Raw genomic sequence first — 22,015 nt, forward strand, 5'->3', positions numbered from 1 at the left:
CTCCTAACTAATACTCATAAGTCTCGAAGCACTCTTGGTACTTCCAATAGGGCAAGAGGTAGAGGGTTATGAACTTGTATTCATCGTCCTTCGTCACCCTGCGGAACGACTCGGTTCTAACCAAGTGCCGCAAATCCTCGGCTTTAATAGCTACAAACTTGCTCTCTTGGTTCGGGTCAACGAAGCAGAAGTAGTCAGCCTTGGAAGTCCAAAGCCAACTCTTATGCTTGCCGTAGGCGTTCGTGATAGAGTCCTCCAAGGCGAGGTTTCCGGTTTCGCTGAACCTGTAATCAGTCTTAACCTCGTATGTAAGCCCGTCTGCGGCTATCAAATCTACGTCTTGGGCTTGGTACTCGGATTCCTCGGATAAGTCCCTTATATCGGCTCCTATGGCTTCGAAGTAGCCCTTCACGACTTTCTCGCCGACTTTGCCGCGTCTCTTGTCCTGTATAAAACCCATTTCAATGTTTCACCTTTTCCTTTCCTTGTTCCTGCTTATGAAAAAGGGCAGGGGTGTTAGCCCCTGCCCTCTTCCAAGAGAAACAGCAGATATGACTGCTTCTCTATTTGAAAAATCCCTGCTGTGTTTTATCGACTATCGCCCGTTCAGGCAGTGAGCCACGCGGGCGGCGTAGGAGTGCTTTACGCTCGGGTTCTCACGCTTGCTCTTCTCGAAGTCGTTCTTGAGCTTTAGTTCCCGCTCCCCAAGAGCACGCCAGTAATCGGGTTCCTTTGCCAGCCCCTCGCGGTATGACTCGTAGAACTTGGCGGCGTCGTTCAACGTCTCAGGCTCGATTTCATCGAGTGCGTTGAAGCCGACTGATTGGAGGAACTTAACGAAGTCGCTTGCGGCGAAGACGGTTTCCTTGCGGTTGAGTTCCATGGAGATAAGGTTGCGGCACGCTTCGGACACGTTCATCTCGTGGGCTGCGGCGAAGGCGTCAATCTTCGCCTTCATAGAGTCGGATACGCGGACTTGGATTGTGTTGTTCATCATTGTTTCTTTCCTTTCGTTGTAGTGATTTGTATTACCTCTTTCCCCCAAATAAAAAGGAAGGACGGCGGTGAAACCGTCCCTCCCCAATAGAAAGGAAAGAGTAAATAGCAATGGCACTCGCTATTCACTTATATATGAAAGTTGGGCTATGGTTTTTAGCCTGTTATGCCCAACTTTTCTAAAACTTTTTTTCCAAGAGACTCAAGATGTAGAAGTCTCGTGCGGCTAAGCCTTCTTCATGAGTTGGCGAGCCTTCAGAACGAGTTTCTGAGCGTCGGAAACCTTCTTGCGTCCAACCTCCAAAGCCCAGAGGAAGTCTTCGCCCTCTACGGTGATGAACTTGTTGCCGCCAGTCTTCTTCTTGGCGGCGAATGCGAACACGCCAAGCATGAGAAGGCGGGTAGCCGTCACGCGGGATTGAAGTTCCTCGCCGTCCTCAAGGGTGATGGAGTTGATTTCGCTCCAAAGTGCGATTCCAGACTCCTCCTCGTTGTTCGTCACCTTGTACTCGATGCCGTTCTCGCGGAGGAACAGGGTTGCCGTCATATCGTCGCTGAACATGAACTGGACAACCTTGCCGTATTTCTGAAGTTTCTCTTGCTCTGCTTGCTTCTTCGCCGCCTTGCGGGCTTGCTTTTCCTCGCGTGATTCCTTGCTTCCGAATAATCCCATTATTCCTTCCCCTTCCTATCAGTAGATATAGTTCTTAGAGACTCTTGGAGCGTTGCCGAAGGCAACGCCCGTTTTCGGCTTGTCCGAAAACGCAACTACATTCTCATTTTCATTCTCAATCTCATTCTCACTCTCAATTACATTCTCAGTCTCAATATCATTCTCATTATCATATTCATAATCATACTCATACTCATAGGTTGGACAAGTTGGACAAGTTGGACAAAGTTCAGGATAGTCCGCTTCTATAATCCCGATTCGATAGGCAACGGTACTCTTCGGTATCCCAAGTTCCTCTTCAATCTCTCTCGTTGTCTTGCCCTCGTTCTTTAGTTCGGCTATCTCGTCAAGCCGCAAGTCTTTAATCTTTGCCGCTCTCTTGGAATCGCAGGTCTTCTTGTAGCGTTGATAGTTCTTGTCGGATGCTTGCTTCAACGGTGTCAGCATCGCGTTCACCATTCCATTGTCTGATTTAGATTCCCCGCATATAACCGTCTGTATCGCGGCGATAGCAAGCTCGCCCGCTAACGTCGGGTCGCTGTCGTAAACCATCTTCACTTGCTCAAGAACGGAACTGTAGATAACCGCACTGTCGCGGCAGGCTTCTAAGTTGAAGTCAGTAATCATTACTCTTTCCCTCCTATATTCAGTTGTCAGTAGTCGTTTGTTAGTCGGCTAGGCGTTCGCGGATAGCACGGCGGATGAACTCGCCGCTGCTGATTCCCTCTTGCTTGGCGGCGATTCGAAGTTCCTCTCTCAACTCTCTTGGAAGTTCGACTGAGAGACTGATTAGCTTCTCGTAACGCTTCGCCCAGTATTCCTTCTGCTTGTCGTTCATTGCTGTTTCTCCTTTCGGTATTTGCCCAAAGTTCCTTGCCTGAAAAAAGAGGAAGTCCCGTTTGGGACTCCCCCTTTCAGGAAGGAAAAGGCATATTTGGTTGTTCACTATGTATTGAAATTTGGGCGGTGGTTTTTATTACTTCTTGCCCAGAAATCCAAAACTTTTTTCTGTATCTATTCTACCCAGCGGGGCTTCAAGTCCCAACCGTGAAACGGGTGCCTACGATAAGAGAAGGGGGCGTTGCCGCCCCCTACGTCAGTAAGTCAGATAGTCTTCTTTGGACTCCAAGAGCCTAACGAACTTCCTGAAGTCCTCCGGTATGTCCTCGCCGCACTCGTTCAACCTGTCAACGTAGTCCATGAGGTGAAAGTAAAGGTTCTCGAAGCCCTCGGACGTTGTGAGGTATTCCAACTCTTTCTCTATCGTCTCTTGGGGCAAGTCCCCCTTCTTCTCCTTGATGAACCTGAGCCGTTCGGGTAGCCCGTAGTTGAGGACTAACGAGAACATGGACTTGCCAATCTCGCTGTCGAGGTACGCGGGATAGTCCCCCTCTGTCGGCAGGAAGTAGCGAACCATAGCGGCTTGAACGTCCATAGTCGGGTTGTCCAGATAGTCCCTAACGTCCGCAACCTGTTGCTCGTCTACCTCTTGGCGTATGTCCGCGTCCTCCTTGAAGTATTCGTCGCTGTCCACTCTCTTCTTCCACGGCTTCACCAAGAGGTAGCAAAGCATCTCCCCGCTGAGAACGTAATTCATCTTGAACTTGCCGCCGTCGAACAAGGTGTCGTGGAGCGAGTTGTAGGAGTCGATAATCCATTGCGTGAAATCGTCTCGGCTCTCGCTAATCATCCCGTTCCACCCTCTCTTCGAACGCCTTGGCTATGAGTTCCATGCTCTGATACTTCAAGTCATCGTCGCCGACGCCCGCGTAGGTGTCCATAACCATAGTGACGGTATCGCCGAGAATGGCGGCGAGAGTCTTTATATCTACTACCTTCTCTTGGACTGCCACGGTTGCGAACGTGTGGCGTAAGCCGTGCATAGTCAGATAGGTACCGTCGCTCGCCTTGACGTTGTTGCGTCGGCAGAACCTACCGAAGTTCTGAGTAACCCACTGCGGCTTGCGGAACTCTTCTTTGTCCCCGACTACGTACCAGTTCGGTTCTGGTTCGTCTACGCCCTCCATCCAACAGACTCTTCTCTTCCATTCAACCAACTTCTCCTTGAGACGCGGGGCTATCGGGATGATGCGTTCGGAGTTCTTCGTCTTTGGACTCTTGGCGTAAGGCTCGTTGCCGTTGCGGGCTATGGCGTTGCGTATCGCCATCTTGTCTTGAGAGAGGTAAACGTCCCTCCAACGAAGCCCGCAAATCTCTTGCCCTCTCATACCCGTGTACAAGGCGAGGAAATAGCACATCGCGTGTACGTCCCCACGCTCCTTCTTCCATCTCCTCTCAAGGGCTTCCGTGAGCCTACGGAGTGATTCGTCCGTGGCGTAAGCCTTTTCACGCTTGCCCGCCTTGGGGGACTTGAGGAAGCGGAAGGGGGTGTCCTCAATCTTCTCTCTCTCCAAGTCGAAGTTATAGACTCGCCGCAAGAGAGAGTACGGGATTCCAAGAGTGCCAGTAGAGATTCCCTTGTCCTCAAGCATACGGGTTTCCCACTCTTCTATGTCGCTCTTGGAGAGTCTGGTATAGGACTTGTCGGCTATCGGGTCGGGGAAGATATAGAGGTTGGCAACCTGCCACTTGGCAGTTAGGGTTGACTGTTCGTAAGTACCCTTCGATACCTCGTGCTGTAGGTAGTTGAGGTATTCCCGCAACCTCTCGCCGACAGTCTTGCGGTTGGTGTCCTTGACTGTCTCAATCGGGTTTGTGGTGCGTGCCTTGCGGTTCAGCTCGTGCTTCCACTCCTCGAAGAGTGCTTGGGACTCACGCTTCTTGGCGGTGAAGAGCTTGCTCTTCTGGTGTCTCTTGCCGTCCTCGTCGTACCAGTAGAGGTTTCCTTGCCACTTGCCCTTGTTGTCTCGCCAGACAAGCCCTGTGCCCTTGTAGAAGTCCTCAGCCATAGGAAAAGCCCCTTTCAATGGCTCGTGATGTACTCCCACCCGATGTTCGGGATTGTACATCATCTGTCCATCAAAAGGGGCTTGATATTTGCCGTTGATGTACCTACACTGTTGCTAAGCCGCAGGTAGAAGGTGGTGGAGTTCTGGTAACGTTTACTCCCACTCGATCGTCGCGGGCGGCTTGGGCGTCACGTCGTACACCACGCGGTTCACGCCAGGAACCTCCGCCACGATCCTGCTGGAGATCTTGCCCAGCACGTCGTACGGCAGCTTCGCCCAGTCCGCCGTCATCGCGTCGGAGCTCTCCACGGCGCGCACGATCACCGGGCGCGCGTAGGTGCGCTCGTCGCCCATGACGCCCACGGAGCGGATGTCCGGCAGCACGGCAAAGTACTGCCAGCAGCTGTGCTCGGAGTTGCGCTCGCCCGTCTCCTCGAAGAGGCGCTCGTTGTAGGCGTCCAGCTCCTCGCGCACGATCGCGTCGGCGTTCTTCAGAATCTCCAGCTTCTCCGGCGTCACCTCGCCGATGATGCGGATCGCCAGGCCCGGGCCCGGGAACGGCTGACGGTAGACCATGCGGTCCGGCAGCCCCAGCGCCACGCCCAGCTCGCGCACCTCGTCCTTGAAGAAGTGGTCGAGCGGCTCGATCAGGTCAAAGTGCACGCCCTCGGGGAAGGGGATCAGGTTGTGGTGGCTCTTGATCGTGGACGCCTTGCCTCCCGTCTTGCGCGCGCCGGACTCGATGATGTCCGGGTAGATGGTGCCCTGAGCGAGCATCTCCACGTCGCCGATTTTCTGGGCCTCGTCGAAGAAGACCTTCCAGAACTCCGTGCCAATGCGACGGCGCTTCTCCTCCGGCTCGGTCACGCCGGCGAGCAGGCGCGCGTAGCGCTCCTCGGCGTGCACGTGCACGAGCGGCACCTGGAACTGGTCGCGGAAGACCTCCTCGACCATCTCCGGCTCGCCCTTGCGCAGCATCCCGTGGTTCACGAAGACGCAGGTCAGCTGGTCGCCGATCGCGCGGTGCACGAGCGCGGCCACCACGGAGGAGTCCACGCCGCCGGAGAGGCCCAGGATGACCTTGCGCCCTCCCACCTGCGCGCGGATCTCCGCGACCTTCTCGTCAATGATGTTGTCCATCGTCCAGCTGGCCGTGAGGCCGCAGATGCCAAAGAGGAAGTTCTCCAGGAGCTTGCGCCCGTGCTCGGTGTGGCGCACCTCCGGGTGGAACTGCGTCGAGAAGAACCGGCGCGCCGGGTCTTCCATCGAGGCCACGGGGCAGACGTCGGTCGACGACGTGACGACGAAGCCCTCGGGCACGCGGCTCACGGCGTCGCGGTGGCTCATCCACACGGTCTGCTCGTCGGGCGTCCCCGCGAACAGCGCGGACTCGCCGCTACGCGTGATCGCGGCGGGCCCGTACTCGCCCACCTCGGAGTGCGCCACCTCGCCGCCCAGCGTCACGGCCATGATCTGGTGACCGTAGCAGAAGCCGAGCACCGGCACGCCAAGCGAGAAGATCGCCGGGTCCACGCTCGGCGCGTCCTCGGCGTACACGCTCGCCGGGCCGCCGGAGAGGATGAGCGCCGCAGGCCCCATGGCCGCGAGCTCGTCGGCCGGGATGTCGCACGGCACGATCTCGGAGTACACGTGCAGGTCTCGCACGCGGCGCGCGATGAGCTGCCCGTACTGGGCGCCAAAGTCGAGAACCGCGACAAACTGCCTCGGGCTAGCTTCGCTCATGAATCCTCTTTCCTCTCGCGTCGTCAGATAGTGACAGTTTATAGAGAATACCGCGTTTTTTGTGCCCCTACACGCGTCCCACATCTCGCTTGCCTATCATTTGTGCGTCTGAGCCGAAGCCGGCGGAGCAACCGCACCTCAAGACCGCAAGGAGGGCCCGCGTGGCCGACAGGAAAACCCACCGACGCATGACCGGCGCCGAGCAGGTTCGTCGCTCCCAGAGCAACCACGGCGGGGGCCGCGCCGCCCGCGTCGCGGCCGACCAGACCCCCCGCACCACGCGCCGCGTCACCACCAGCCCGAGGCACATCGCCACGCGCGCCGAGGGCGCCGAGTCCTACGCCGCCCGCCGCAAGAAGAAGCGTCGCGGACGCGTGCTCCGCACAATCCTGGTTCTGCTCCTCGTCGCGTTCGTCGGCGTGGGCGCGGCTGCGGCGGCCTACATCGTCCGTATCAACAACTCCTTCCAGGAGGACGTCACCGACGAGATCCGTGCCCAGCTCACCGAGCCCGTCGAGATGCAGGACCCGTTCTACATGCTGCTTCTGGGCGTCGACAAGAGCCAGGGCCGCGCCGAGGACTGGGGCGACGCCACCTCCAACTTCCGCTCCGACACGATCATCCTCGCCCGCATCGACGCGCCGTCGCAGAAGGTCACCCTCGTCTCCATCCCGCGTGACACCCTCGTCGACATGGGCGCCAACGGCGAGCGCAAGATCAACGACGCCTACTCGATCGGCGGCGGCGCCTACATGATGGAGGTCGTCGAGGAGTTCGCCGGGGTCGACATCACGGCCTACGCCGAGGTGGACTTCGAGCAGTTCACCTCCATCGTCGACACCATCGGCGGCGTGGAGGTCACCCTGCCCGTCGCCGTCAAGGACAGTTACGCCAACATCGACCTGCCCGAGGGCACCCAGACCCTCAACGGCGAGCAGGCGCTCGGCCTGTGCCGCGCGCGCCACGCCTATGACGAGTACGGCGGCGGCGACTTCTACCGCGCCGCCAACCAGCGCATGGTCATCGGCGCCATCATCAAGAAGGTCCTCACGCTCGACCCCGTGGGCATGGTCAACGCCGTCTCCGCCATGGCGGAGAGCGTCACGGTCTACCCCCTCACGGTCACCGACATCGTGAGCCTCGCGGTGCAGTTCCAGAACTTCGACGTGGACTCCGGCTTCTACTCGGGCCAGACGCCCACCATCTCCGAGTACGTCAACGACGTCTGGTACGAGATGCCGGACGAGGTCGCCTGGGACGAGATGATGGAGCGCGTCAAGGCCGGCGAGACCCCCTACGCCGACGAGAGCCAGGACTTCACCCACGGCGTGGCCGGGTCCATCGGCGTCTCCTCGGGCAGCGGCTCAGACGGCGACGCCTCGGGCACGGGCTCCGGCTCCTCGACCGGCGACGCAACCTTCTCCGGCAGCGTCCTCGTCCTCAACGGCACGAACGTGAGAGGTCTCGCCGCGAGCACGTCCACCGAGCTCGAGGGCGCGGGCTTCTCACCCTACGCGGACAGCGCCGACTCGATGGACCACGCCACCTCGACGGTCTACTACAACGGCAGCCACCGCTCCGCCGCCCTCGGCGTCGCGCAGACCCTCGGCATCGACAAGTCCAACGTCGCCGAGAACACCGTCGGCTACTCCACCGGCTACGACGTCATCGTGGTCCTGGGCGCCGATCAGGCGTAAAACTTGCCTAAAAGGGGTCTGACCCCTTTTAGGCATTTTAGGCAAGTGCTAGACGTTGAAGCGGAAGTGCATGACGTCGCCGTCCTGGACGACGTAGTCCTTGCCCTCGATGCGGAGCTTACCGGCGTTCTTGCAGCCGGCCTCGCCGCCGAGCGCGACGTAGTCGGCGTAGCTGGCAACCTCGGCCTTGATGAAGCCGCGCTCGAAGTCCGAGTGGATCACGCCGGCGGCCTCCGGCGCCTTGGCGCCCACGCGCACGGTCCAGGCCTTGACCTCCATCTCGCCGGCCGTGAAGTAGCTCTGCAGCCCCAGCAGCCTATACGCCGCCTGAGCGAGCGTCTCCAGGCCGCTCTTCTCCAGGCCCAGGTCCGCCAGGTACTCGGCGGCCTCCTCGGGCTCGAGCTCGGAGAGCTCGGCCTCCACCTTGGCGCAGATGGGGATCGGCGTCACGCCGTCAATCGGGGCCAGCTCCTCGCCGAGCTGATCCTCGTCGACGTTGGCCACGTAGAGGATCGGCTTCATCGTGAGCAGGAAGAGCCCCTTGGTCTCGGCGCGCTCCTCGTCGGTCATCTCCATCGTGGCGGCGCGGTTGCCCTCGTTCAGCCACGCGAGCAGGCGGCGCGCCACGTCGGCCTTCACGGCGAGCTCCTTGTCGCGCTTGGCGTCCTTCTCGAGGCGAGGGAGCTGCTTCTCCAGGCTCTGGATGTCCGCGAGGATGAGCTCGGTCATGATCGTGTCCGCGTCCCCGGCGGGGTCCACGAACTCGCCCACGCGCCCGACCTCGCGCATGACGTTGGGGTCGGTGAAGTAGCGCACGACCTCGCAGATCGCGTCCGTCTCGCGGATGTTGGCCAGGAACTGGTTGCCGAGGCCCTCGCCCTCGTTGGCGCCCTTGACCAGGCCCGCGATGTCCACGAACTCCACCGTGGCAGGCACGATGCGCCCGGGGTGCACGATCTCCGCGAGCTTGCCCAGCCGCTCGTCGGGCACGTCCACGATGCCCACGTTGGGGTCGATCGTGGCGAAGGGGTAGTTGGCCGCGAGGCCGCCCTTCTTGGTGAGCGCGGTGAAAAGCGTCGACTTGCCCACGTTGGGCAGGCCCACGATGCCAATGGAAAGCGACACGTCCTTCTCCTTACTTCTTGCTCTTCTCGGCGGCGGGGGCGGCGGGACTCGCGGGAGCGGGGGCGGCGGAGTCGTCGAGTCTCTCCAGGGCGTCGGCGACCCGCCCGAGCTGCTTCTTGCCCTTGGCCACGTACTCGGAGGCCTTGGCCTTGGCCTCGGCCTTCTTGCGGGCGACCTCCTCGGCCACCTTGTCCGGCACCACGAGCTCGCGCACGTCCATGGGCTCCATCGAGAGCGCGCCCTCCTCGCACACGGTCGCGCAGGCGCCGCAGCTCACGCAGTAGGCGCTCTGAACCGTCACCATGCCGTCGCGCCCGAGGTCGAGCGCGTGCGTGGTGCAGACCTTGGCGCAGTCGCCGCACATCGTGCACAGCGCGTGGTCGCAGACGGGCACCTCGAGCCGCACCAGCGCGGCGAGCGACTCGTCATGCTGCAGCGCGCCCATCATGAGCTTGCGGCCCTGGGTGAGCAGGCGCACGTGGTTGCCCGCCGTCTTGGAGCCCACGGCGTTCTCGAGCTCCTTCTGCAGGCGGTTGAGGCGCTGCGAGTGGTCGGAGATCTTCTTGGCCACCGCCTTCGCGCCGGCGAGCGCCGGGGCGGTGCGCGTGACGAGGCGCTCGACCGAGGTCACGGCCCCGCTCACGAACTGGCTGCGCTTGTAGGCGCGCGTGAGCTCGTGCGTCATCGCCGACTCCTCGACCTCCAGGCCGAGCGGCGCGTCCGCCCACTCCTCCGCCGTGCCGATGGCGTCGACGTAGGTCTCTTCCCCGGTGGTGGTCCGGCAGCGGTCGCAGATGCCCACGGGCAGGTAGACGCTGATGTTGTCGTAGTCCGCGAGCAGCGAGAACCACAGGTCGCGCGGCACGGCGCCCACGCACGCGAGCACGACCTCGTTGCCGTGCGGCAGCCGCCCCAGCGCGCGGGTGCACGTCACGTAGCACTGCTCGTAGGACGACGCCACGCGCGCGATCTGGTCGTAGAGCTGACGCGGCATGTGACGGCGCGTGGAGAACGCCTCCGTCGGGCACACGGCGGCGCACAGGCCGCACTTGCGGCAGTCGTCCGCCACCGAGACGGACTTGTTGTGAATCGTGATCGAGTGCGTGGGGCACACGTCCAGGCAGCGCGAGCACACGTCGGTGCGCTGGCCCGCCACGCGCAGGCAGCGCCCGGAGTTGGCGAAGGGCTTCTCCTTGTAGTCGGCGGGGTTGTAGACCTTCTGCTCCCCGTCGTCCATAATCGAGCCCACCATCTGGTTGGGCATCTCCTTGAGGGAGCGCCAGTCGCTCTGCAGGTCTATGAGCTCATCGAGAAAGTCTCTCTTCTCGGCCACGGGTCCCCTTCCTCTCCCCCTCGCGTCACGGTCTCCCATTGTACGCCCGCGCTACGCGAGCGGCGGCATCGGCTCCCACGCGGGGTCGTGCAGGATCTTGCGGGCGTCGCGCTGGCCGGCCGCCAGGCGGCGCAGGCCCGAGCCGAGGTGCGCGCGGTCCACGACGAGCAGCCGCACGAGCTCCTTCGCAAAGGTGAGCAGCGTCCCCGTCGCAAAGCCGACCGCGCTGTAGTCCCCGTGGAGGCGGGCGTAGCGCGCCAGGTAGCCCCGGTTGCGCGTGATGTAGTAGCGAGTCATGTCGGAGGTGGAGTTGAGCTGGCGCACCGAGCCAATCCCCTGGTTGGCGACCTCGCGGCTGCGCGAGAGCACGTAGTCCGGCACGTAGTAGACGTCCGTCACCTTGCTCGCCAGGTAGCCGTAGAGGGCGTCGTCGAAGTAGATGAAGAAGCGGGCATCGGGCACGCCGATCTTCTCGACCACCCCGCGCGAGAAGAACCCGCCCTCGAAGCACAGCGCGTTGGCGAGCTTGTAGCGCTCGCCCGGGCGCCAGCGGTCGCGGGAGACGGGGTTGTAGATGCACAGGCGCGGCCAGAAGCGGTACTGCCAGTAGAAGTGGCCGCCGTCGAAGTCGCGGCGCTGGCCCATGACGGCCTGCGCCTCGGCGCTCCAGCGGCCCAGCGTCGCCAGGCCGTCCGGGTCCACGCGGACATCGTCGTCCATGACCCAGAACCACTCGGCGCCCAGCTCGAAGGCACGGCGGACTCCCTCGGAGAAGCCGCCCGAGCCGCCGGTGTTGGTCTTCATGCCCACGTAGAGCGCGCGCGAGATGCCGCCCGAGGCGTCCGGGTCGTCCGTCGTGGCGCCCCAGAGGGCGTCGGCGCGGGCCGCAAAGTCCGCCACGATGCGCGCGGTCTCGGCGGAGTCCTCGTTGTCCACCACCACCACGCGCCAGGGCGCCTCGCTCAGCGCGAGCACGGACTCGAGCAGGCCGGCGAGAAGTTCCTGGCGCTTGAAGGTCACGATCACGATCGCGGCTCGCCTCATGGCTTCCCCCGTCTCTCCCGGCCCGTCATGCGCCCTAGTATTATAGGGTACGACGCAGGGAGCCCCCGACCCAGGGAGGAGCATGGGCGCCATAAACCCATCCGAGAACCACGAGCTGGTCTCCGTGGTCATCCCGATCTACAACGCCGGGGCCACGCTCGACGAGTGCCTGGCCAGCGTCGAGTCGCAGACGCACCGCGAGCTCGAGATCATCTGCGTGAACGACGGCTCCACGGACGGGTCGGCGCGGATCGCGCGCGACCATGCCGCCCGCGACAGCCGCATCGTCCTCATCGACAAGCCCAACGAGGGCTACGGCGCCTCCTGCAACCGGGGCGTCGGCGCGGCGCGCGGCACCTGGGTCGCCATCCTCGAGCCGGACGACGTCCTGCCCCCGACGGCCTACGAGGACCTTCTCGCCCGGGCGGACGAGCTGGGCGGCGCGGGCGCGGTCGACGTCGTGCGCGGCGCCTACTGGCGCGTCGTCGCGGACGGGCGCGGCGGCGAGGCGCGCGTGAGCTGCCCGTACCGGGGCCGCGTCAGGCCGCGTCGTCAGCCCTTCGCGGTCGGGGACGGCGTTGAGCTGCTGCGTCACCACCCCGCGATCTGGGCCGGCGCCTACCGGCGCGCCTACCTCGTCGAGCAGGGAATCCGCTTCGTCGAGGTGCCCGGGGCCGGCTGGGCGGACAACCCGTTTCTGGTGGAGACGCTCTGCCGCACCAAAAAGATCGCGTACACGGACCGCTGCGTCTACGTCTACCGCGAGCGCGACCTGCGCGAGGCCGAGTCGCTCGCCGCGCGCTCGCCGCTGACGCCGCTCGAGCGCTGGAACGACATGATGGACGCCGCCGAGCGCGCGGGGGTGAGCGACCGCCGGGTCCTCTCCGCCCTCGCGCTGCGCGGGGTGAACTACGCCCTGATCACGCTCGAGGGCGCCGGCGAGGACGCGCCCGGCGTGCGGGAGCTGCTGGAGCGGTCGATGGGACGGCTCGACCCCAAGGTGGTCTTCTCGGAGCCAGGGATATCGTCGGCGGGACGGGAGCTCTTCGCGCGGGTCCGCGGCGTCCGCGCGCCGCGCGGCGGTCGGGCGGCCCACCTGGCGTACCTCGCGCGCGAGGGGCTCTACCGCGTGCGCACCAACGGCCTCGCCTTCTCCGTGCGCACGGCGCTGAGCCGGCGCGGGGGCAGGCTGGGGTAGGCGCGGGCGCGCCCTCAGACGTAGGCGTCCGGCATGGCCCAGGCCGCGCTGCCGCGCCCGAGCAGCGAGAGGAGCCGCGCCTGCGCGCAGGCCAGGCGGACGTTGCCGCCGCGCACCGGGGCGAGCATCGAGCGCGCCGCGCTGCTCGCGGGCCGCGCCACGGAGGCCGCGAGGCGCGCCTGGTCGGTCCCGATCATCGCCGCCACCGCACGCCGCTGCTCGGCGGCGGGCAGCCCGCTCGCGCACGTCTCCTCCACGCAGGCCACGAGCTGCTCCATGTAGCGGCTCTGGAGCGCCTCCATGCTGGCGGCGTCCCCCTCGAGACCCCAGTGCCGGTAGAGGTCGAGAAGCGCCGCGTGCTCGCGCTCCAGCAGCTGGTAGCCCTCGGCCCGCCCGAGCCTGCGCTCCTGGGGCGCCACGGCGCGCTCGACGCGGCAGCAGACGCCCCCGAGGACGCCCGCGCGCTCGACGTCCGCGAGGTAGCCGAGCACGAAGCGGTGGTCGTAAAGCCCGTCGGCGGCAAAGCCCAGGCCCAGCTCGCGCACGCGCGCCAGCGAGAAGAGCTTGCCCGCCGCCGGCAGGAGCTGGCCCGAGGAGAGGAGCTTCCAGGCGTTGGTCCGCAGGTCGTGCTGCGTGGGAAAGACGGTCGCCTCGGAGGCGAGCTCGACCTCCGTCGCGCGGCCGCCCGCGCCGACCAGGCAGAGCTCCAGCCCGCCGACCGCAAGCTCGAGCGAGCGCTCCCCGGCGAGGCCCACGAGGTCGGCGAGCATGTTCGGGCGGGCGTAGGCGTCGGCGTCCATGACGGTGAGGTAGGTGCCCGAGGCGCGCTCGAGGGCGAGGTCGAGGGCCGTCCCGCGCGAACAGGCGTCGGCGCGGACGACCTCCACGCGCAGGTCGCGCTCCGCGACGCCCTCCAGGATCCGGACGGTCCCGTCCTGCGAACCGGCGTCAACCACCACGAGCTCGAGCTCGCGCAGGGACTGGTTCTGGACGCTCTCCACGACGCGGCGCACGGACCCCTCGGCGTCATGGACCGCCATGAGCACCGAGACGACAGGCCCTCTGGTTGTGCCGCGCGCCATCTCCGCATCCTCTCGCCCGACCGGGGACGTCCCGGGGACACTCCCTCTAGGGTATCAGCGCCCGGCGGGCCCGCCGTCCCTGCAGAAAAACGACAGAGTTGTGGAAGGTGCGGGTAAGCTACGCCGCCGCAAAGCGGCCGATGGTGACGCCGAGCTGCGTCTGGTCGAGCACCTGGCGCCCGGTCTCCGTCACGGTGCCGGCCTCGTCGGTCGTGGTCTCGGCCGTGAGCGGGGCGTCTGCGGGGACGAGGTTGGCGACCCCGATCGAGGACAGCGTCTCGGCAAAGGAGAGCAGCCCCGGCGCGTCCATGTTGGTCCTGATCCGGGAGAGGAACCCCGACGCCGAGCGCACGAGGTTCTCCGTCCCCGACCCCGCGAGCTGGGCGGCCTCCTCCAGGACGTCGCCGGTCGCCAGGACGACGTTGTCAAAGTCGATCCCCGCCGCGCTCCCGAGCGGGACGACGCAGGCGGCGTAGCCCTCGGACGAGAAGAGCTCGGCGAGCGTCGTCGGCTGGTCGTCGACCGTGAGGGCGAGGTCCGTCGGCAGGCTCACGAGGGTCGCGGTCCCCGCCGTGGCGTTGACGGAGAGGATGCGCGCGTCCGTGAGGGAGCCGCCCGCGTCGAGGCTGTCCGAGGTGAGCAGCAGCGTGCTGTGGATCTCGTTGCCGGTGTCCACGTAGCCCTCGGCGGGGCCCGCCGCGGCCCCCTGCGAGGAGAGCGCGCCGGAGAGTGAGGCGTCCCCCATGCGGCTCTCCAGGCTCGCGCGGTTCCAGGCGAGCATGACGATCACGGCCGTCGCCACGAGCGCCGCCGCGGCCACGATGCCGCCGACCAGGTTGCGCCGGGGACTGGGCTCGGGAACGTCGGTCCGCTCGAACCTCTCGCGCTTTCTTGCCATGACGCACCGCCCTTCTCGCCAGACCGTCCTACACCAGCATACCCGACGCGCCCACGAGCAGCCCCGTCGCGACGGCGACGACGTACACGAACGCGGTCACGAGGGCGTTCTGCCGCGCGTCGGCGTTGGTGCGCCAGAGCACGAGCAGGCCCACGCCGCCGGAGGCGAGCAGCCCCGCGAGCATCGGGCCCGTAGCCAGCACGCCGTCGAGGTAGAGCTCCGTGATCGCGACGCTCGCGCCGCAGTTGGGGATCAGCCCCACGAGCGCCGCGAGGAAGGTCGCCCGGACCGGGTGGTTGGCGAGAAGGGCGCCGAGGGCGTCCTGGCCCACGTACTCGATCGCGAGGCCAAAGACGAAGGTCACCGCGAGGATGAACAGGGTCACCTGGACGGTGTGGACCAGCGCGGAGCGAACGATCGCCCAGCGGCCGTGGGCGTGGTCGTGGCCGTGGTCGTCGTCGCAGTGGCAGTGCTCGCGCTCGCACAGCTCGTGGATGTGCACGTGGCCGTCGCCGGCGCGGTGCCAGGCGCGCAGCAGCGCGTCCACGACGAGGCCCACCGCGAGGCCCACGAGCACCTTGACCCCCATGATCGCGAAGAGGCGCCCCAGCGGCTCCTGGTGGGCCAGGAACACGGGCACCATCTCGTCCGAGGTGGAGAGCACCACCGCGACGAGCGTGCCGACCGTGACCACGCGCCCGGCGTAGAGGGTCGCCGCCATGGCGGAGAAGCCGCACTGGGGCAGCGCGCCCAGCAGGGCGCCCACGACCGGGCCGGCCGCGCCCGAGCGCTCCACGACCGCGCGCACGTGGGCGCTCGCGGTGTGCTCGATCGCCTCCATGGCGAGGTAGGTCACAAAGAGCAGCGGGACGAGCGGCAGCGTGTCGAGGACGCTGTGCTCGAGGACGTGCAGGAGAAAGTCCACGGTTTGCCTCCCAAGCGGGACCGCCGGGAGGGTCACTCCCAGGGCGAAAGAGTTAGCTCAGGGTATTCTACCCCGACGAAGGTGAGGCCTTTCGCGGGGGCGCAGGGCCCGGCCGCCCTCCGGTCCCGCGCGGCGAGGACGTCCGCGAGCCAGCCGACCGGGCGATGGCCCCGCCCCACCTCGACGAGCGACCCCACGATCGTGCGGACCATGTTGTGCAGGAACGCGTTGCCCGTAACGTCCACGACCACGAGCTCCTCGCCCGCCTCCGTCACGCGCGCCACGTCGAGGGCCGCGACGAAGCGGCAGGTCGGCTTGCCCTCGGCGGAGCTCGCCTTGCAGAAGCTCTTGAAGTCGTGCTCGCCCAGGAGCGGGCGCGCCGCCTCGGCCATCGCGTCCGCGTCCAGCTCGCCGCGATACCACCAGCTGTGGCCCCACGTGAGCACGGGGCGCGCCTGGGACGCGGCGATGCGGTAGCGGTAGCTGCGGCTCAGCGCGTCAAAGCGCGCCGAGAAGCCCGCAGGCGCGCGAAGGAGCGCCTGGACGGAGAGGTCGTCGGGCGTGAGGGCGCAGAGACTGCGCATGAGCCGGCTCCCCGGGAGGGAGAGCTCGTCCTCGCCCACGGGCAGGCTCACGTACTGGGCGATCGCGTGCACGCCGGCGTCGGTGCGTCCGGCGCACGTGAGCTCGCAGGGCCGCCGCAGCGTGGTCTCCAGCGCGCGGCGCAGCTCGCCGGCCACGGTGCGCACGCCCGGCTGCTCGGCGAAGCCGGAAAAGCCCGCCCCCCGGTAGCCAAGGCGTATGACGAGCGTTCCGCCTTCGTCCATCTCTCTCCCTTCGACGCGCCTAGCGTATCACGTGACGGGGACGGGGCCGCACGCGACCGCGTCAGAGCACGACCGTCGCCGCGGCCCACAGCGCGCCGAGGGCGAGCGCGGCCCGGTCCCGCCCCGCGAGCGGGCCCAGGAGCGCGGTCTGCTCGCCGGTGTAGCAGCGGTCGACCATCGCCGAGGCCAGCTCGTCCGCGCGGCGCAGAAGGCTCGCCACGAGCGGCACCAGGACCTGCCCCCAGCCGCGCAGGCGCGCCAGGAGCCCTCCCTCGTCGAGGCGCGCTCCCCGAGCACGCTGGGCGCACCGGATGCGGTCCACCTCCTCGACGGCGAGCGGGATGAAGCGCAGGGCGATGGAGGAGGACATCGCCAGGGCGCCCACCGGGACCCCCAGGCGCCGCAGCGGCCCCATGAGGGAGGCCAGCGCGTCGGCAATCGCGGGCGGACGCGTGGTGGACGAGAAGGACAGCGCAAAGCCCACGACGAGCGCGATCCGGCACACCACGGCGGCGCTTCTCGCCAGGCCCTCAAGCGAGAAGCCCGGGCCGCCCGTCAGCACGAGCGCGTTGGAGAGCACAGAGACGCCCAGGATGACGGCGGCGGGACGCAGGCCGAGCAGGACCGTTGCCGGCGAGGTCCGGCTCGCGACCAGGGCGACGACGAGCCCGGCCGCCGCGAGCGCCAGCCCCCAGGGCGCCCCCGCCGCGAAGGCGGCGACCGTGGCGACGAGGAGCAGCACGAGCTTGGCGCGGGGGTCGAGCCGGTGCGCCACGGTGTCGCCCGGCGCGTACGCGCCCGGCACGCATGCCCTACGCATGGGCGCCCGCCCCCTCGACCCGGCCGCCCTCGAGGCGGACGACCGCGTTCGCGCACGGGAGCCACTCCTCCGGGTCGTGCGTAATGATTACGACGCTCGCCCCATCGTTCGCGAGGTCGCAGACGAGCCTCCGCAGGTCGGCTATGCCGCGCGCGTCCAGCCCTGCCGTGGGCTCGTCGAGCACGTAGGCCCCCGGCCGCCCCGCGACCACGCCGGCGAGCGCCACGCGGCGCATCTGGCCGCCGGAGAGCTCGAAGGGAGACCGGTCGAGCAGGTCCTCGCCTATCCCCAGGCTCGCCGCCGCCTCGCGCGCGGCCGCGAGCGCCCCCTCCTCCGAGAGGCCCCGGGCGCGCGGGCCGTACGCGATGTCGTCGAGGACCGTCTCGCAGAAGAGCTGGTCCTCGGAGCGCTGGAAGGCGAGCCCCACATCGCCGGCGCGGACAGGACGCCCCGAGAGCGTCGCCTCGCCGGCGTCGGGCGCGAGGACGCCCGTCAGCACGCGCGCGAGCGTGGTCTTGCCCGCGCCGGAGGGGCCCGTGAGCAGCGTCACGCCCCACGCCTCCAGCGAGACGTCCGTCAGGGCGGCGACGTCGCCATACGAAACCGTCAGTCCGGACCCGCTGAGCACGTTGCCGTCGACGGGCGTGCGCGGGCGCGGCGGACACGCCGGGACCTCGAGGCCGCTGGACGTCGCCACGAGGCGACCGCCCTCCAGCCTCACCGCGCGGTCGGGCGCGGCGAGCGGCCGATGCGTGATCTCCAGCACGCCGACCCCCCGGGCGGCCGCCTCCTCCACGATGCGCGCCACGCGCGCCCGCGTCTTGCGGTCGAGCATCGAGGTCGCCTCGTCGAGCACCAGGTAGCGCGGGTGCATCGCCAGGACGCCGGCGATCGCCACGAGCTGCTGCTGGCCGCCGGAGAGCTCGGAGGTCACCCGATCGCGCAGCCCCTCGATCCCGCAGGCCGAAAGCGCCTCGTCGACGCGATCGAGGACCTCCTCGCGCGGCAGGCCGAGGTTGCGCGGGCCAAAGGCCACCTCGTCGGAGACGACCGCGCTCACGATCTGGTTACGGGGGTCCTGTCGCACGTAGCCGACGAGGCGCGCCAGACCTTCGCGCTCCCCGTCCACGAGCACCTCGCCCGCGTCCGGGACGAGCGACCCGTTGGCCAGGCGCCCGAGCGTGGACTTCCCCGAGCCGTTGGGACCCAGGAGCGCCACGCGCTCGCCGGGCCCCACCGTCAGCGAGACGTGGTCGAGCGCGGGCGTCAAGCCGTCATACGAGAAGCTCACGTCCCTGAGCTCGATCACGTCTGCCTCCCCTCATACGAAAGGGGCCCCGGCACGCGGCCGGGGCCCCTGCACACGCCGTTCCCGTCTGGGCTACTCGGCGCTCTCCTCGGTGGTCTCCTCGACGGCCTCGGTCTCCTCGGCCTTGGGCTCCTCGACGGGGGCCTCCTCGACCTTGGTCACCTTGGCGGCGGGGGCGGCCTTCTTGGCCTTGGCCTTCACGGGCTCGGTCACGAGCTCCATGATGACGATCTCGGCGCCGTCGCCCTTGCGGGGGCCGAGCTTCATGATGCGGGTGTAGCCGCCGTTGCGGTCGGCCCACATGCCCTGGGCGGCCTTCTCGAAGACCTCGCGGACGAGGTCCTTGTCGCCCACGGCGGCGATGGCGTGACGACGGCTCGCGATGTCGCCCTTCTTGGCCCACGTGATCACGCGGTCGACGTCGCCGCGGATGGCCTTGGCGCGCACGTCGATCGTCTTGATGCGGTCGTTCTCAAACAGGGCGCGGACCAGGCTCTTCTTGATGGCCTTGGTGTGGCTGGCGTCGGTGCCGAGCTTCATGCCCTTCTTCTTGTTGTGTCGCATTTGTCGCTTCTCCTAAATCCGGCGCGCCTAGGCCTTGAGAGACAGGCCCATGGTCTCGAGCTTGTCCTTGACTTCCTCGATGGACTTGACGCCAAAGTTTCTGATGTTGAGAAGGTCGTTCTCGGAGAACTCCACGAGCTGGCGCACGGAGTGGATACCGGCGCGCTTGAGGCAGTTGTAGGAGCGGACGGAGAGGTCCAGGTCCTCGATCTGCTTGTCGAGCTCGACGTTGTCCTCGACGGCCCCGGTCGCGAAGATGGAGGCGTCCTCGACGGGCTCGTCCTCCTCGGCCAGGCACATGAACGCGGTCATGTGCTGGTTGATGATGTTGGCCGCCTCGACCACGGCGTCGCGCGGGGAGATGGAGCCGTTGGTCTCCACCTCGAGCACGAGACGGTCGTAGTCGGTGTGACGGCCGACGCGGCAGGCCTCGACGGCCTTGGCGCAGCGGCGCACGGGCGAGTAGAGCGAGTCGACGTGGATGATGCCGATCGGGTCGTTCTCGCGCTCGTTGTCCTCGCCGGAGACGTAGCCGCGGCCCACGCCGATGCGCATGCGCATGGTGAGGTGCGCGCCCGCGCCGAGGGTGCAGATGACGTGCTCGGGGTTGACGAGCTCGAACTCGGCGGGAACGTCGAAGTCGCCGCCGGTGACCGTGGCGGGACCGTCGATGGAGATGGAGGCCTCGGCCTCGTCGCCGGTGCCCATGGAGCGGAAGACCAGGCCCTTGACGTTCAGCACGATGTCGGTGACGTCCTCGTAGACGCCCTCGACGGTGGTGAACTCGTGCTGGATGCCATCGATCTGGATGGCCTCGACGGCAGCGCCGGAGAGCGACGACAGGAGCACGCGGCGCAGGGAGTTGCCGAGCGTGTCACCATAGCCACGCTCGAGCGGCTCGGCGCTCACGCGGGCGAGGTTCTCGTTGATCTCCTCGACCGACACCTGGGGTCGGATGAATTCGGACATTGCTACCTCCAAATCTGGTCGGGCCTACTTGGAGTAGAGCTCGACGATCAGCTGCGCGTCGATGTCGAGGTCGATCTGATCGCGCGTGGGGAGCTGGAGGACGGTGCCCTTGAGCTTCTCGATGTCAACCTCGAGCCAGGCGGGGACGGCCATGTGCTCGGAGGAGATGAGGGCCTCCTTGATGGGGAGCAGGTCGCGGGCCTTCTCGGCGACGGCGACGACGTCGCCGGCCTTGACCTGGTAGGAGGGGATGTCGACGCGCTTGCCGTTCACGGTGATGTGGCCGTGACGGACGGTCTGACGGGCCTCCTTGCGGGTGCGGGCAAAGCCCAGACGGAAGACCACGTTGTCGAGGCGGCACTCGAGCAGGCTCATCAGGTTGTCACCGGTGATGCCCTCGCGCTTCATGGCGAGGACGTAGTAGTGACGGAACTGCTTCTCGAGCACGCCGTAGATGAACTTGGCCTTCTGCTTCTCGCGGAGCTGGATGCCGTACTCGCTCTCCTGGCGGCGACGGCGCTTGGGCTCGCGGTTGGAGGTCTTGTTGATGCCCATCACGACGGGGTCGATGCCGAGCTGACGGCACCTCTTGAGGACCGGGGTCCTATCGATAGCCATTGATATTCCTCCTAGCTACACGCGGCGACGCTTGCTCAGACGGCAACCGTTGTGCGCGATGGGGGTCTTGTCCTGGATGCCCGACACCTCGAGGCCGGCGGCCTGCAGGGAGCGGATGGCGGTCTCGCGGCCGGAGCCGGGGCCCTTGACGAACACGGCGACCTTGTGCAGGCCGTGCTCCATGGCCGCCTTCGCGGCGGCCTCGGCGGCGAGCTGCGCGGCGAACGGCGTGGACTTACGGGAGCCCTTGAAGCCGACGGTGCCGCCGGACTGCCAGGAGATCACGTTGCCCTGGGGATCGGTGATCGAGACGATCGTGTTGTTGAACGTGCTCTTGATGTGGGCCTGGCCCACGGCGATGTTCTTGCGCTCGGAGCGGCGCACGCGGGTGGTGCGCTGGTTCTTCTTCTGCGGCATTGTCTACTCCCTAGCCCCTCTTCTTGGCACCGATCTGACGCTTCTTGCCCTTGCGGGTGCGAGCGTTGGTGTGGGTGCGCTGACCGTGGACAGGAAGGCCCTTGCGGTGACGGAGGCCGCGGTAGCAGCCGATCTCCATCAGACGGGCGGTGTTCTGACGAACCTCGCGGCGAAGGTCACCCTCGGTGGTGTAGTTGGCGTCGATGAAGTCACGGATCTTGGTGACCTCGTCCTCCGTCAGGTCCTTCACGCGGGTATCGGGGTTGACACCGGTCTCCGCGCAAATCTTGGTGGCGCGGGTCTGGCCGATGCCGAAGATGTAGGTGAGTCCGACCTCGACGCGCTTGTCACGCGGCAGGTCGACGCCGTTGATACGGGCCAACTTGGAGCTCCTTCCTTAGCCCTGACGCTGCTTGTGGCGCGGGTTCTCGCAGATGACGTAAACCTTGCCATGGCGACGAATGACCTTGCACTTGTCGCACATCTTCTTGACCGAAGGACGTACCTTCATGCGTCTTCCTTCCGGTAGTGCTGATACGAACTATCTCCTCGCCCAGCCGCTGGCGTGAATATCCACAGCTGAAGAGCGGGCGCGCCTACTTGTAGCGGTAGGTGATGCGCCCCCTCGTGAGGTCGTAGGGAGAGATCTCCACGACGACCCGGTCGCCCGGGAGGATGCGGATGTAGTTCATCCGAATCTTTCCCGAGATGGTGCAGAGAATGGTCTTACCGTTCTCGAGCTCAACGTTGAACATGGCGTTGGGCAGGGGCTCGACGACCTTGCCCTCCAGCTCGATTGCGTCCTGCTTGCTCAAATCCTCGCCCTCTCCACTCCGACAGCGACCTAACATCATACCTAAAATCCATG

At 65.9% G+C, this 22,015-nt stretch carries 26 protein-coding genes; 2 read left to right on the forward strand and 24 right to left on the reverse strand.

The window, feature by feature from the left end; all coding sequences use genetic code 11:
• Nucleotides 1–7: 7 nt before the first annotated feature.
• The 8 genes from H6A07_RS07300 to guaA form a co-directional block, all read right to left on the reverse strand.
• Nucleotides 8–412 (reverse strand): hypothetical protein, encoded by a 405-nt coding sequence (locus H6A07_RS07300; protein WP_204814284.1) that lies wholly within the window; start codon nt 410–412, stop codon nt 8–10.
• Nucleotides 413–595: 183 nt separating this feature from the next.
• Complete coding sequence (locus H6A07_RS07305) at nt 596–994, reverse strand: hypothetical protein (protein WP_204814285.1); 399 nt, start codon at nt 992–994, stop codon at nt 596–598.
• Between the two features lie 228 nt (nt 995–1,222).
• Nucleotides 1,223–1,669 carry a hypothetical protein gene (locus H6A07_RS07310; protein WP_204814286.1) on the reverse strand — a complete coding sequence of 149 codons (447 nt, stop codon included), beginning with the start codon at nt 1,667–1,669 and terminating at the stop codon, nt 1,223–1,225.
• Nucleotides 1,670–1,687: 18 nt separating this feature from the next.
• Nucleotides 1,688–2,296 carry a response regulator transcription factor gene (locus H6A07_RS07315; protein WP_204814287.1) on the reverse strand — a complete coding sequence of 203 codons (609 nt, stop codon included), beginning with the start codon at nt 2,294–2,296 and terminating at the stop codon, nt 1,688–1,690.
• Nucleotides 2,297–2,336: 40 nt separating this feature from the next.
• Nucleotides 2,337–2,507, reverse strand: coding sequence for a ribbon-helix-helix protein, CopG family (locus H6A07_RS07320; protein ID WP_204814288.1), 171 nt, complete (start codon nt 2,505–2,507; stop codon nt 2,337–2,339).
• A gap of 258 nt (nt 2,508–2,765) precedes the next feature.
• Complete coding sequence (locus H6A07_RS07325; RefSeq protein ID WP_204814289.1) at nt 2,766–3,359, reverse strand: hypothetical protein; 594 nt, start codon at nt 3,357–3,359, stop codon at nt 2,766–2,768.
• On the reverse strand, nt 3,352–4,578 hold the full coding sequence (locus H6A07_RS07330; RefSeq protein WP_204814290.1) for a tyrosine-type recombinase/integrase: 1,227 nt from the start codon (nt 4,576–4,578) through the stop codon (nt 3,352–3,354). Before H6A07_RS07330 ends, H6A07_RS07325 begins: the two co-directional genes overlap by 8 nt.
• A 153-nt stretch (nt 4,579–4,731) precedes the next feature.
• The gene (guaA, locus tag H6A07_RS07335; protein WP_204814291.1) at nt 4,732–6,321 is read right to left on the reverse strand and encodes a glutamine-hydrolyzing GMP synthase; all 1,590 of its coding nucleotides are present in this window, start codon (nt 6,319–6,321) and stop codon (nt 4,732–4,734) included.
• 161 nt (nt 6,322–6,482) lie between these two features.
• Between guaA and H6A07_RS07340 the strand changes: the two genes are divergently transcribed.
• Entirely contained in the window at nt 6,483–8,018 is a 1,536-nt protein-coding gene (locus H6A07_RS07340) for an LCP family glycopolymer transferase (protein ID WP_204814292.1), read from the forward strand.
• Between the two features lie 48 nt (nt 8,019–8,066).
• On the opposite strand, the gene ychF is transcribed toward H6A07_RS07340, so the two are convergent.
• The 3 genes from ychF to H6A07_RS07355 are packed head-to-tail and all read right to left on the reverse strand — an operon-like array spanning nt 8,067 to nt 11,520.
• Nucleotides 8,067–9,143, reverse strand: a complete 1,077-nt coding sequence (gene ychF / locus H6A07_RS07345) for a redox-regulated ATPase YchF (protein ID WP_204814293.1) — start codon at nt 9,141–9,143, stop codon at nt 8,067–8,069.
• Between the two features lie 10 nt (nt 9,144–9,153).
• Complete coding sequence (locus H6A07_RS07350; protein WP_204814294.1) at nt 9,154–10,476, reverse strand: 4Fe-4S binding protein; 1,323 nt, start codon at nt 10,474–10,476, stop codon at nt 9,154–9,156.
• Nucleotides 10,477–10,527: 51 nt separating this feature from the next.
• Complete coding sequence (locus H6A07_RS07355; protein WP_204814295.1) at nt 10,528–11,520, reverse strand: glycosyltransferase; 993 nt, start codon at nt 11,518–11,520, stop codon at nt 10,528–10,530.
• An 82-nt stretch (nt 11,521–11,602) separates the two neighbouring features.
• Here H6A07_RS07355 and H6A07_RS07360 point away from each other — a divergent pair, with 82 nt between their 5' ends.
• Entirely contained in the window at nt 11,603–12,718 is a 1,116-nt protein-coding gene (locus H6A07_RS07360) for a glycosyltransferase (protein WP_204814296.1), read from the forward strand.
• 14 nt (nt 12,719–12,732) lie between these two features.
• Here H6A07_RS07360 and H6A07_RS07365 read toward each other — a convergent pair whose 3' ends face one another.
• From H6A07_RS07365 to infA, 13 genes are all read right to left on the reverse strand, one after another.
• A complete protein-coding gene (locus H6A07_RS07365) occupies nt 12,733–13,800 on the reverse strand; it encodes a glycosyltransferase family 2 protein (protein WP_204814297.1) in 1,068 nt (355 codons plus the stop codon).
• 118 nt (nt 13,801–13,918) lie between these two features.
• Nucleotides 13,919–14,698 carry a hypothetical protein gene (locus tag H6A07_RS07370; RefSeq protein ID WP_204814298.1) on the reverse strand — a complete coding sequence of 260 codons (780 nt, stop codon included), beginning with the start codon at nt 14,696–14,698 and terminating at the stop codon, nt 13,919–13,921.
• Between the two features lie 28 nt (nt 14,699–14,726).
• Nucleotides 14,727–15,623, reverse strand: a complete 897-nt coding sequence (locus tag H6A07_RS07375) for a putative manganese transporter (RefSeq protein ID WP_204814299.1) — start codon at nt 15,621–15,623, stop codon at nt 14,727–14,729.
• A 32-nt stretch (nt 15,624–15,655) separates the two neighbouring features.
• Nucleotides 15,656–16,450, reverse strand: coding sequence for a tRNA pseudouridine(38-40) synthase TruA (truA, locus tag H6A07_RS07380; protein ID WP_204814300.1), 795 nt, complete (start codon nt 16,448–16,450; stop codon nt 15,656–15,658).
• Between the two features lie 61 nt (nt 16,451–16,511).
• Nucleotides 16,512–17,270, reverse strand: a complete 759-nt coding sequence (locus tag H6A07_RS07385) for an energy-coupling factor transporter transmembrane component T family protein (RefSeq protein WP_204814301.1) — start codon at nt 17,268–17,270, stop codon at nt 16,512–16,514.
• The gene (locus H6A07_RS07390) at nt 17,263–18,579 is read right to left on the reverse strand and encodes an ATP-binding cassette domain-containing protein (RefSeq protein ID WP_204814302.1); all 1,317 of its coding nucleotides are present in this window, start codon (nt 18,577–18,579) and stop codon (nt 17,263–17,265) included. Before H6A07_RS07390 ends, H6A07_RS07385 begins: the two co-directional genes overlap by 8 nt.
• Nucleotides 18,580–18,651: 72 nt before the next feature.
• Nucleotides 18,652–19,143, reverse strand: coding sequence for a 50S ribosomal protein L17 (rplQ, locus tag H6A07_RS07395; protein WP_204814303.1), 492 nt, complete (start codon nt 19,141–19,143; stop codon nt 18,652–18,654).
• Nucleotides 19,144–19,170: 27 nt separating this feature from the next.
• Nucleotides 19,171–20,112: a DNA-directed RNA polymerase subunit alpha gene (locus H6A07_RS07400; protein WP_204814304.1), complete on the reverse strand. Its 942-nt coding sequence runs from the start codon at nt 20,110–20,112 to the stop codon at nt 19,171–19,173.
• Between the two features lie 24 nt (nt 20,113–20,136).
• Nucleotides 20,137–20,730: a 30S ribosomal protein S4 gene (gene rpsD, locus H6A07_RS07405; RefSeq protein WP_204814305.1), complete on the reverse strand. Its 594-nt coding sequence runs from the start codon at nt 20,728–20,730 to the stop codon at nt 20,137–20,139.
• A gap of 15 nt (nt 20,731–20,745) precedes the next feature.
• On the reverse strand, nt 20,746–21,147 hold the full coding sequence (gene rpsK, locus H6A07_RS07410) for a 30S ribosomal protein S11 (RefSeq protein ID WP_075279274.1): 402 nt from the start codon (nt 21,145–21,147) through the stop codon (nt 20,746–20,748).
• Nucleotides 21,148–21,157: 10 nt separating this feature from the next.
• Nucleotides 21,158–21,529 (reverse strand): 30S ribosomal protein S13, encoded by a 372-nt coding sequence (gene rpsM, locus H6A07_RS07415; RefSeq protein ID WP_087227332.1) that lies wholly within the window; start codon nt 21,527–21,529, stop codon nt 21,158–21,160.
• A 15-nt stretch (nt 21,530–21,544) separates the two neighbouring features.
• Nucleotides 21,545–21,658, reverse strand: coding sequence for a 50S ribosomal protein L36 (rpmJ, locus tag H6A07_RS07420; RefSeq protein WP_002563183.1), 114 nt, complete (start codon nt 21,656–21,658; stop codon nt 21,545–21,547).
• Between the two features lie 85 nt (nt 21,659–21,743).
• Nucleotides 21,744–21,962: a translation initiation factor IF-1 gene (gene infA / locus H6A07_RS07425; RefSeq protein WP_072374229.1), complete on the reverse strand. Its 219-nt coding sequence runs from the start codon at nt 21,960–21,962 to the stop codon at nt 21,744–21,746.
• Nucleotides 21,963–22,015: the final 53 nt, after the last annotated feature.

The sequence above is a fragment of the Olsenella uli genome, from assembly GCF_016899935.1.
Taxonomy (GTDB): Bacteria; Actinomycetota; Coriobacteriia; order Coriobacteriales; family Atopobiaceae; genus Thermophilibacter; species Thermophilibacter uli_B.

What these genes read in the sequence shown, in the direction of transcription:
- H6A07_RS07320 (WP_204814288.1), bottom strand. Translation starts at nt 2,507, where the DNA reads ATGAACGACAAGCAGAAGGAATACTGGGCGAAGCGTTACGAGAAGCTA.
- H6A07_RS07310 (WP_204814286.1), bottom strand. Translation starts at nt 1,669, where the DNA reads ATGGGATTATTCGGAAGCAAGGAATCACGCGAGGAAAAGCAAGCCCGC.
- H6A07_RS07330 (WP_204814290.1), bottom strand. Translation starts at nt 4,578, where the DNA reads ATGGCTGAGGACTTCTACAAGGGCACAGGGCTTGTCTGGCGAGACAAC.
- H6A07_RS07385 (WP_204814301.1), bottom strand. Translation starts at nt 17,270, where the DNA reads ATGCGTAGGGCATGCGTGCCGGGCGCGTACGCGCCGGGCGACACCGTG.
- rpsK (WP_075279274.1), bottom strand. Translation starts at nt 21,147, where the DNA reads ATGCCGCAGAAGAAGAACCAGCGCACCACCCGCGTGCGCCGCTCCGAG.
- truA (WP_204814300.1), bottom strand. Translation starts at nt 16,450, where the DNA reads ATGGACGAAGGCGGAACGCTCGTCATACGCCTTGGCTACCGGGGGGCG.
- H6A07_RS07365 (WP_204814297.1), bottom strand. Translation starts at nt 13,800, where the DNA reads ATGGCGCGCGGCACAACCAGAGGGCCTGTCGTCTCGGTGCTCATGGCG.
- H6A07_RS07325 (WP_204814289.1), bottom strand. Translation starts at nt 3,359, where the DNA reads ATGATTAGCGAGAGCCGAGACGATTTCACGCAATGGATTATCGACTCC.
- rpsD (WP_204814305.1), bottom strand. Translation starts at nt 20,730, where the DNA reads ATGGCTATCGATAGGACCCCGGTCCTCAAGAGGTGCCGTCAGCTCGGC.
- rplQ (WP_204814303.1), bottom strand. Translation starts at nt 19,143, where the DNA reads ATGCGACACAACAAGAAGAAGGGCATGAAGCTCGGCACCGACGCCAGC.
- rpmJ (WP_002563183.1), bottom strand. Translation starts at nt 21,658, where the DNA reads ATGAAGGTACGTCCTTCGGTCAAGAAGATGTGCGACAAGTGCAAGGTC.
- H6A07_RS07370 (WP_204814298.1), bottom strand. Translation starts at nt 14,698, where the DNA reads ATGGCAAGAAAGCGCGAGAGGTTCGAGCGGACCGACGTTCCCGAGCCC.
- H6A07_RS07315 (WP_204814287.1), bottom strand. Translation starts at nt 2,296, where the DNA reads ATGATTACTGACTTCAACTTAGAAGCCTGCCGCGACAGTGCGGTTATC.
- H6A07_RS07305 (WP_204814285.1), bottom strand. Translation starts at nt 994, where the DNA reads ATGAACAACACAATCCAAGTCCGCGTATCCGACTCTATGAAGGCGAAG.
- H6A07_RS07400 (WP_204814304.1), bottom strand. Translation starts at nt 20,112, where the DNA reads ATGTCCGAATTCATCCGACCCCAGGTGTCGGTCGAGGAGATCAACGAG.
- guaA (WP_204814291.1), bottom strand. Translation starts at nt 6,321, where the DNA reads ATGAGCGAAGCTAGCCCGAGGCAGTTTGTCGCGGTTCTCGACTTTGGC.
- H6A07_RS07360 (WP_204814296.1), top strand. Translation starts at nt 11,603, where the DNA reads ATGGGCGCCATAAACCCATCCGAGAACCACGAGCTGGTCTCCGTGGTC.
- H6A07_RS07355 (WP_204814295.1), bottom strand. Translation starts at nt 11,520, where the DNA reads ATGAGGCGAGCCGCGATCGTGATCGTGACCTTCAAGCGCCAGGAACTT.